A 1,526-nucleotide genomic window follows, 5' to 3' on the forward strand; every position below is an offset into this window, starting at 1 on the left:
CAGGGCTGCGCGAAGGTCGCGTGGTGTGACGATCTGTCGCGTTAGGTGACCATGAACTGGAGTGCCCGGTGGCGGTCTCCGGCGATGTACTCGAGGGTTTCCTTGACCTTTCGGACTCCGTGGAGGCGGAGGAGGCTCAGGGCGAGGTTGCGGATGGTGGCGAGGTTTCTTGGCCCGTTTCCGGTGGAGGCGCGGCAGGCATCCTCCCGCCAGGCGGTGTCGCGGATGTAATGGAGGCGGTTCTCGATTCCCCAATGCAGGCGGACGTGGGTGTGGATTGCCGCCGGGGTGGCACGGTTTCCTCGTAGGCTGGTGACGATGAAGGCGTATTCCTTGGTGAGTCTGTTTCCTTCGAGGTCGAACTCGTCCCGGCGGATGACGGCGATGGTGCGCGCGAAGGGGAATCGGAGGTCGGTGACGGCGGTGGTCCAGACCGCCCAGCGCCTGATGCGTCCGTGGGACCGTTCCTCTTCCTCGTGTCCGGGTGTTTCCTGGAGGAGTTTCAGGCAGCGTCCGAACACGTCCCGGTAGAGTTTCGGCTGGTTTCCTTTGACGTTTAGGACGTAGTCGATTCCGCTTTTTCTGAGGAGGATGGCGGTCCTGAACTGGGTGTGGGCCGCGTCCGCGGTGGCGATCGTCCGGCCGCGGGTGTGGCGGAGGTTCTTCACGAGGCCGGCGACCTGGGTGATCTCGTTCGTGTCGTCGGGCACGAGGGTCTGCGCGACGACGGCGCCTTTGTCGTGGGTCATGGCCGCGAACAGCCTGACCTGTTTGTTCTCGTCGGTCCAGGCGCCGCGCAGGACCTTGCCGTCCAGAGCGATCACGAGGTCTCCGTCGTGGTCGCGGGTCGCGCACTCGTGGATCCAGGCGCAGGTGACCAGGTCGAGCAGGTCCGCGTCCACGTGGGTGAGGACGTCGCGGATGGTGGATTCGCCCGGTGCGTAGAAGGCCGCCGTGAAATGGTCGTAGGGTGCGCCGAGCTGGGCGAGCAGGCATTGCGGTAGGTCGGCCGCGCGCCTTCCGATCTCGCGGTATCCCGCGGCACCGGTGAGTGTCGCGACGAGCGCGACGGCGAGCACGAAAGGAAGTTCGTAGATCTTTCCACGGTCGGCGCGGAAGTCGTTTACCTGGCGCAGCATTTCGAGAAGTCGGGTGGCTTTCTGGTCGGCGGCCTGGTCAGGGCCGTTCGACAGTGCGGCGCCGGTCTGGCATGATGGCATGCGGTGGCCTTCTGGTCTGGGCTTTTGTTTGTTGGCGCTTTCATTATCCCAGCCAGGAGGCCATCTTTTTCACAACGACGCGTCAGCGCCGGCCGGATTGCTTGCCCGGCGGCCGATACCGGGTTTCGGTGGGTTCCGCGGCCGATGAGGAAGATATCGGATCCACGGTTTCGAATAGGTTGCCACTGTCGTTCCCGCGTAATGGCGGGGGTCTTCTACGTCACCGCCTACGACGCGTGAGCCATCACACCTGGCGTTTACTCAACGTAGTTGATCGTAGCCGAAAGCTACCTTCGCGCAGCCCTG

The 1,526-nt window shown here is 64.2% G+C and carries 1 protein-coding gene; it reads right to left on the bottom strand.

Features of this window, described 5'->3' with window-relative positions:
• Positions 1 to 41: 41 nt before the first annotated feature.
• Positions 42 to 1,220, bottom strand: a complete 1,179-nt coding sequence (locus tag MXD95_RS04005; protein ID WP_250639157.1) for an ISAs1 family transposase — start codon at positions 1,218 to 1,220, stop codon at positions 42 to 44.
• Between the last annotated feature and the right edge of the window lie 306 nt (positions 1,221 to 1,526).

Source organism: Frankia sp. AiPa1 (genome assembly GCF_023243075.1).
Taxonomy (GTDB): Bacteria; Actinomycetota; Actinomycetes; order Frankiales; family Frankiaceae; genus Frankia.

Bases quoted from the DNA above. Each gene is read 5' to 3' on its own strand.
- MXD95_RS04005 (WP_250639157.1), bottom strand. From the start codon at position 1,220: ATGCCATCATGCCAGACCGGCGCCGCACTGTCGAACGGCCCTGACCAG.